Raw genomic sequence first — 7,871 nt, 5'->3', positions numbered from 1 at the left:
TTTTTTCATCATAGCCCTAGTTACATCATCATAAATTTGCTTTTTGCCATCATTTAAGGCAATGCTAGTATCTTTGCCTGTCTTAACTGCAGAATATGAAGGTAGCCACTTATCTTTTATCCATTCAGGCGGTGTTGCTCCTGGAGCAAGCACAGGCTCGTTCACGGTAGTATTAATCTTACCGCCACTACGCTCTCGTTCGCTGGTAGTTTTAGTCTGTATCGTTGTCTGCGTAGCTTGCGACTGCTCAGGCTGTTTTACAGCGGCTGGTGTTGCTACGGCGGGGACCGTCGCTGGCGAACTAGATTTTGGTACACTCGGTTTAGAAACATTTGTCGGTTTTGAGATAGACGCTACCTTTGGAGGAACTGCCAGCGGGGATACATTAGATTTGGCTACCAGCATACTGGTGTTAGTCGTGGTTCCTTCTGCCAGCATCGTCTTGAATGGCTCGCATACGTTCACATCTGGGAGCTTGGTTTGTGCTATATACGGCTCTACACCAGGCACCTTACCGTCCAATACCAGCAAGCGAAACATCTCATTGCCATAGTAGTCTAGCCTGTGTGATACAAAGCCAGTTGTCGCATCAAACAGATAAACAGAACCTACGCTACGGTCCATAGCACGTGTAAAAAAACGTAAAACATTATTATTGTATATTACCGACGTACCGTTAGGCATTAGTGTTAGTTTGGTGCCCCCAGCCGCATCCGTCTTTGAGACACGCAGGCTGGGATAATCATACATTATATAGCCTTCACTGCCTATCACCGCCAATGAACGCATATCATCGCTAAATTTCACTGAGTTAGACGGCAACGTGCTGATACGTGAAAAACTAGTTCTATTGATATCTAGCTTAAAGAGCTGGTCGCCAGTAGCTATTATAAGTTGGTCTCTAGTTGTGTCTATCGCAAGCGAATATATTGTCATGTCAAGCTCAAAGCTGTTTATCACATCGCCATGCATGTCATACTTAAATATAGAACCATCATAACCAGATACGAAAAGATAGCCCCCTTTTGCATTTATAGCTATGGACGACACGGGACTATCTGTTTTCTTCTTCCAAACTAATTTTAATCCTTTATCCTCTACCTCATAGAGCACTATCTGCGACTTGCTCCAGAGAGCCATATATTCGCCACCTTCGCTCTGCATAAGTCCATCTATGGATTCATTATCCACAGGCTTTAAGACTTCCAACTCTCTGCCACTGGCAATGCTCCATTCCTTCAGTAGGCTACCTTGACTGCCCCATATAGATGCTTTACCGCTCCTTAATATTAGAATATTTGATATTGATAAGGGATAATTAAACCTGCGCTCTTCAATGCAGTTTTGTAGTGATAATAGGACGAGTTGCCCTGCTTGTCCGTTGCGCAATGATGCTACGGCTAATTCTCCATTAGGGGTGAACGCTAGGCTATTGATAGCATCAGCCTTTGTGCGCACTATCTCATCTAGCTGCTCCTGCTGTGACTGTGCTATCGCCCGCCACGCAGGAAGCGCAAAGACAAACAGAGATAGTAGTAGTAATAATCTCATGTTAAAATTATCTATAAATGACCTGTATATGTCAAGCTGTTTTTACTTGCGTGTATGGTTGTTGTATGTTATAGTGTGCGTATGAAAAATGCATATCATTCTGACTACCTATACTATGATGGTGCCCTACTAATGAACGTTTGGCTATTAGTAGATGAATCCCAAGTTGTGGGATACGCTGACAACTGCCCCGATGAGTATAAGCAACATAAATTTGAAAATAGTGGCATATTCCCCGCCCTTATAAATACACATACGCATGCCGCAATGTCGTTGTTGCGCGGATATGCAGACGACTTACCGTTGGATATATGGCTTAATGAGCATATCTGGCCCGCAGAGAAAAGATTATTGTCGGCAGATTTCATTAGAGACGGGTTGAAACTTGCCGTTTGCGAGCTAATCCATAGCGGTGTCTCTTGTATAAATGATATGTATTTCTACTCTGATATTGAGGCAGATATCTTAAGCAGCATTGGACTTCGCGGAGTTGTAGGTTGCGCAATGTTCGGAGATATAGAAGCCAATCTAAATAAATCTAAAGAATTAGTTGAGAAATATCAAGACAATTTGTTGATAAATATAGCTATTTGCCCTCACGCACCATACACTGCTACACCTGATGTTTATAAGGCTGCAGTAAAGTTTTGTCAGAAACATAATACGTTGATGCACACTCACCTATCCGAAACTGCTAGGGAGATAAGCGATACGGTATCAAAGTATGGCAAAAGACCTGTTGAGCTTATGGATAGCGTAGGTGCATTTGACTGCCACTCTATATTTGCTCACTGCGTTCATTTAGACGATAACGAAATTGCGTTCTTAGGTAGCAAAAAAGCCTCTATCGCTCATTGCCCCCATAGCAACATGAAACTAGCTAGTGGCTTTGCCCCTATTCAAAAACTATTGAATGCTGGGGCGAACGTAACTATCGCTACTGACGGCGCATCTAGCAATAACGACCTAGATATGCTGGCTGAGATACAGACTGCAGCATTATTGCAAAAGGCTTTTATGAACGACCCCACAGCATTTAACGCAGAAACTGCTTTTGTTTCTGCTACCCGAAGTGCCGCAGAAGCATTGCATTTAGATAATATCGGCACTATTAAGAGTGGCAAACAGGCTGATTTTATAGTAGTTTCATATAACTCATCTAATATGCAGCCAGTCTATAATCCGCTATCTAACCTCATATACAGCGCGAACAAGGGTAATATTACAGATATGTTCGTAGCAGGCAGACAGCTTATGAAAGATAAAACGCTTACCACTATAAACGAAAGCGACGTGCTCGCTACCGCAAAGATGTGGCGCGATAAGATAAAAACAACAAAATAAGCTAGGTTATTGGCTACAGAACAATCTATATGCTGCATCAGCTGTCAGCTCTACGCTTTCGCGTAGCTTATCAGTATTGCCATGTGTAACAAAGCTGTTTGGCAACGACATTATATTGACATGAGCAGTTGATTTATTGGTAGCTAACAAACAGGTAAGCATCTCCCCTACACCGCCAGCACGAACATTCTCTTCAAAGCTCCATACATGTTTTGCGCTACCGGTTAATTCTACTAACCTATTAGTATTTAACGGGGATAAAAAGCGTAAGTTCACTAACGTCGGGTTAATCCCAGAGGATTTTAGTTTATTATAGAACTTGTTAGCCTCGCTGAACATATGCCCTGCCGATACTATTACTATATCGCCATTACCCTCAAATACGACTTCAGGCTCTCCTAATGCTAATTTTTGTTTTGGAATACTATCGTCAAGTATAACGCGTCCGCGTGGGTAGCGGATAGCAAGCGGAAGATTCTGCCAGTCCAGTGAAAGTTCTAACATCTCTGACAACTCATCGGTATCGCGCGGTAGCCATATATTCATATTAGGAATAATGCGCAGATAACTAATGTCAAAAGCTCCATGGTGTGTAGCACCATCATTTCCTACCAAACCTGCCCTATCTATGCAAAAGCGCACGGGTAGTTTCTGAAGAGCTACATCGTGTATGATTTGGTCAAAAGCACGCTGCAAAAACGTAGAATATATCGCAACATAAGGCTTTAAGCCTGATATTGCTAAACCTGCCGCAAAGGTAGTTGCATGCTCTTCGGCAATGCCAACGTCAAAGAATCTATCAGGAAAAGCCTTTGCATATTTTGTCAACCCCACGCCGTCTGTCATAGCCGCAGTAACAGCCATTACTCGTTTATCGCGTTCGCCGAGTTCTAACATTTTTTCGCCGAATTTATCTGTCCAGCTACTCCCCACACCGCCTTTATCTTGAAGCCCCGTTGCTCTGTCAAACGAAGATGAGCTGTGAAAGTTTTCTGGATGCTCTTCCGCAGGGGCAAATCCATATCCTTTAATAGTAGTGATGTGGAGCAAAACAGGGCATTTATAGTCTAGTGCAACTTTTAGAGCATCTTCAATACCGCGAACATTGTGTCCATCAATTGGTCCAACATAGCGCAAACCTAACTCTTCAAACAATATTCCCGGTGTAAATAGAGACACTACACTCTCTTCAAATCGTTTTGCCAACCGTTTTAATCTGTCGCCGAACGGGGCATTCTCAATAAAGTTCTTTAACTTACGTCTCACGGCAGAAACGGATTCTCCTGTTAGTATGCGTGAGAGCATTGCTGATAAAGCCCCTACGTTCTTGCCAATAGACATCTCATTATCATTTAATATGACTATCATCGGCTTGTTGGTAGAGCCGAGTGCATTCAACCCCTCAAATGCCATGCCACCTGTAAGTGAGCCGTCGCCTATTACAGATATTACATGACGCGCATTTTTTAATATCTCATCTGCACATACCATCCCTACCCCAGCTGACACAGAGGTGCTGGCATGTCCTGTGCCGAACGCATCATAGCGACTTTCAGATACATTACTAAACCCGCTGATGCCATTAAATTGGCGTAATGTGTGAAATCTATCCCGCCTGTCTGTTAAAATTTTATAAGGATAGCTTTGATGTCCCACGTCCCATATTATCCTGTCATTATCAGGGTTAAACACACGCAATAGTGCTATTGTCAACTCCACCACGCCGAGACTGGGTGCTATATGTCCCCCGTTTTTAGATACCACTTCAATTATTAGTTCTCTGACTTCACCAGCTAAAACCGTCAGCTCACTATAACCAAGTTGTTTAATATCTAGGAAAGGCTGCTCTAATCTGGCTAACATAGGATATTGGACTTTATCTATCATACCCTCCTACCTCCCACAAACGCTACTACTTCCTGTAATATTGCGGCACGTGCCCCGTAATCAACAAGCTGTTCCGTAGCAGAAATCAGCAAATCATTCATAATGCTCTTTGAAACATCTAACCCAAACATCTTAGGGTACGTAAGTTTGTCCAACTTTTCATCGCTCCCTGCAGGTTTCCCTAGCTGTTCGGTGGTGGAAGTTACATCCAGAATATCATCCGCTATCTGAAAGGCTAGTCCGAGCTTATCGCCGTATTCTTTTAGACGGGCAATATCGCTATTCTCCGCCCCCGCCAGTATCCCGCCCGCCTGTATAGCTGCAGAGATAAACATTGCAGTCTTGCGTATATGAATATAGTTCAGCGTTTCCATTGAAACTTCGCCTATCAAAACACCTTGCGACTGCATATCAACAAACTGCCCCGCCACCATACCACGTGCTCCGCAGGCTGACGATACAACTATCGCAACTTTTATGAGCCTGTCTGCTGGTAGTTCACCAGTTAATAATACGTTAAAGGCTTCAGTGAGTAGACCGTCCCCCGCAAGTATCGCCGCCCATTCACCGTATACTATATGGTTTGTAGGGCGTCCGCGCCGTAGCTCATCACTATCCATACCCGGCAGGTCGTCGTGTATCAGAGAATACGTATGTAACATCTCAACAGCGGCAGCGGCAAACAACGCTGGGTGCTCACTATTTAGCTCAGATTTATCAAATATATTATAACCAGCGAGCAGAAGTGCTGGGCGCAATCTCTTACCACCCGCTAGCAGACTATATTTCATAGCTTCATACAGCTTGTCCGCATGGGCATCATCGCTAGTCAAATTCTTACTAAACCAGTCCTCAACTATCACAGAAACAGTTTTTAGATAGTCCTCAAGCATTGCTGTTCCCATATTCATTACATTCGCTACCCTCTTGCACTTCTTTGACTACAGCGTTCAGCTTGTCTAATTCTGCTTTGCACTCTTTAGACAATACTGCCCCTTCTTTGAATAGCACCGCCACTTCGTCCAGCAATATAGTGCCAGATTCCATGTTGGTTACTATCTCCTCTAACCGTTTCATCTTATCTTCAAAATTAATTTTTTTATTAGCCATAACCTCTTATCCTCTATATTCTGCACATGCATCGGCGTTTTCATACACTACAACACTATCTACCGTTACGAGAGCTGATGCGCGATTGGTTAACTCATCATATATATATTTTGCGATATTTTCGCTAGTGGGATTCATTGTCTTAAACATCTCAAGTTCATTAAGATAGCGATGGTCTAATGCGTCCAATATCTCTTTTAGCCACGCTTTTACAAGCCTAAAGTCAACAAGCATGCCAAGCTCGTTTAGCTTATCGCCTACAAACGCTGCCTTTATAACCCAGTTGTGTCCGTGCAGATTTTCACAGTTGCCCTCATAGCCACGCAAATTATGAGCTGATGAGAAATCTTTCGTTACGGTTATCCTATACATTTGACTAGCTCCTCCCGCTCAATTTCAGATAGTTTAATCAGTGCACCCTCTGGCATGTTCCAGAGCAACACACTAGCTATCCTTACCCTAATAAGTCGCATAACTTTTGCCCCAGCTTCCTTGAACATTCTGCGAATCTCACGCTTTTTCCCCTCTATCAGCACTACGTTATATTTACATTTGCTCACACGCTCCACCTTGCACGGCAAAAAATGTTCCCCCTCAATATCTATCCCCGCACGCAAACGGCGTAGCCATTGAGCAGATATTTCCTTATCGCTATCTACAATATACTCTTTTTCTACGTTAAAGTCACTATGTTGCATCTTGTATATCAATCCGCCGTTGCTGGTGAACAGCATTAGTCCTTCGCTATCGTAGTCAAGCCTGCCTGAATAGCCCATTCTAGAGTTACTCAATCCCTCAAAATCAGCCAATGTGCGCCTACCAGATGGGTCGCTGTATGTTGACATTACCTTGCGTGGTTTGTGAAATTTATAAATATCATCGTTACCCCCTTGAAGCGGAACGCCATTTACGACTATTTCTTCAGTCCCAGCATCGCTAACCTTCGTTCCTGATAGTGCTATGACACCATTTACCGATACTTTGCCGACTGCTACCAACTTGTCAGCCTCGTGGCGTGAATATTTGCCCGTCTGTGCAATTCGTTTAGTAAGTCTAATAAGTTCACTCATTGGCTGTGCAGTTCCTGCCACTCACGGAAAGTCGGTAACTCAGAGATACTTTTCAGCCCAAAATATTCTAGGAAATATTTAGTAGTTACGTATTCAAGGGGCTTACCAGCTACGTTCCTGCGTCCAGCAGACGCAATAAAGCCCTTTTCTAATAGAACTCTCATAGTATGGGAACAGTCAACACCTCGTATAGTATCAACCTCTGCCTTCGTGCTGCGCTGTTTATAGGAGATAACCGATAATGTTTCTAGTGCTCCGCGAGACAGTCCATCGCTACGCGCTCCAAAATATTTAGACAACGTATCGCTTACATCAGGAGCACTCACTAATTGATACCCTCCAGACACTGCACGAATTTCAAGACCTGTATTCATAACGTTAAATTCGTCTGCAAAAGTAGCCAAATCAGCCTCTATCTCAGGGCTATTGATGAATTTCTGAAAAAATTGCACTTCTAGTGATTTGCCCGCCAAAAAGAGTGCCGAAATAAATAGTTTTTTGTTTTTATCCCGTTCCATAGACTAGGCTACCCCTATAATGGAATATAAACTATTCATATCAATATTGTCCCGCACAAGGTTTGCCAACAAATCATACTGTTTCTGCTTGTAAGTATTCGTGTCTTGCATCCCCTCGCTATAAACATCAATACCTTTACGCTTTGCAAGTATATCTATCAGCCGTCCAACAATATACACGCTATCAAACAATCCGTGCAAATAACTGCCTAATATATTGCCCGATACTGAACCGTCTATAACGTTTCTGCCATTTACCTGAATGTCTGAAAAGCGCACGATGCTGCTATCTTCGCTAGTTTCTCCCATGTGTATCTCATATCCGTTCACCTTGCAACCTGACAGGAGTGCAAACTCTCCCTGCAAATTCCTAACCGTTCCGCTTGCGCGC

At 43.2% G+C, this 7,871-nt stretch carries 8 protein-coding genes and 1 pseudogene; 1 reads left to right on the top strand and 8 read right to left on the bottom strand.

What is annotated here, in order from left to right:
- On the bottom strand, positions 1-1,551 hold a 1,551-nt coding region (locus tag AC1MDJ_RS06145; RefSeq protein ID WP_479690058.1), incomplete at its 3' end, for a WD40 repeat domain-containing protein.
- 81 nt (positions 1,552-1,632) lie between these two features.
- On the opposite strand from AC1MDJ_RS06145, the gene AC1MDJ_RS06140 reads away from it, so the two are divergent.
- Positions 1,633-2,895, top strand: coding sequence for an amidohydrolase family protein (locus AC1MDJ_RS06140; RefSeq protein ID WP_479690057.1), 1,263 nt, complete (start codon positions 1,633-1,635; stop codon positions 2,893-2,895).
- A gap of 6 nt (positions 2,896-2,901) precedes the next feature.
- Here the strand turns inward: AC1MDJ_RS06140 and dxs are convergent, their stop codons facing one another.
- The 7 genes and pseudogenes from dxs to AC1MDJ_RS06105 form a co-directional block, all read right to left on the bottom strand.
- Complete coding sequence (dxs, locus tag AC1MDJ_RS06135) at positions 2,902-4,782, bottom strand: 1-deoxy-D-xylulose-5-phosphate synthase (RefSeq protein WP_479690056.1); 1,881 nt, start codon at positions 4,780-4,782, stop codon at positions 2,902-2,904.
- Positions 4,779-5,693, bottom strand: coding sequence for a polyprenyl synthetase family protein (locus AC1MDJ_RS06130; RefSeq protein WP_479690055.1), 915 nt, complete (start codon positions 5,691-5,693; stop codon positions 4,779-4,781). Before AC1MDJ_RS06130 ends, dxs begins: the two co-directional genes overlap by 4 nt.
- Positions 5,668-5,892 (bottom strand): exodeoxyribonuclease VII small subunit, encoded by a 225-nt coding sequence (gene xseB, locus AC1MDJ_RS06125; RefSeq protein WP_479690054.1) that lies wholly within the window; start codon positions 5,890-5,892, stop codon positions 5,668-5,670. Before xseB ends, AC1MDJ_RS06130 begins: the two co-directional genes overlap by 26 nt.
- 6 nt (positions 5,893-5,898) lie before the next feature.
- Positions 5,899-6,264 (bottom strand): 6-carboxytetrahydropterin synthase QueD, encoded by a 366-nt coding sequence (queD, locus tag AC1MDJ_RS06120; protein ID WP_479690053.1) that lies wholly within the window; start codon positions 6,262-6,264, stop codon positions 5,899-5,901.
- Positions 6,252-6,962, bottom strand: a complete 711-nt coding sequence (locus tag AC1MDJ_RS06115) for a pseudouridine synthase (protein WP_479690052.1) — start codon at positions 6,960-6,962, stop codon at positions 6,252-6,254. The genes queD and AC1MDJ_RS06115 overlap by 13 nt, the downstream gene beginning before the upstream one ends.
- A complete protein-coding gene (gene scpB / locus AC1MDJ_RS06110) occupies positions 6,959-7,480 on the bottom strand; it encodes an SMC-Scp complex subunit ScpB (RefSeq protein ID WP_479690051.1) in 522 nt (173 codons plus the stop codon). Before scpB ends, AC1MDJ_RS06115 begins: the two co-directional genes overlap by 4 nt.
- A gap of 3 nt (positions 7,481-7,483) precedes the next feature.
- A pseudogene (locus AC1MDJ_RS06105) lies at positions 7,484-7,871 on the bottom strand (cobyric acid synthase); the annotation flags it as partial.

This window comes from Candidatus Termitispirillum reticulitermitis (assembly GCF_054655775.1).
Note: the sequence above shows the minus strand (reverse complement) of the source record. Positions and strands in the feature narration are given on the sequence as shown.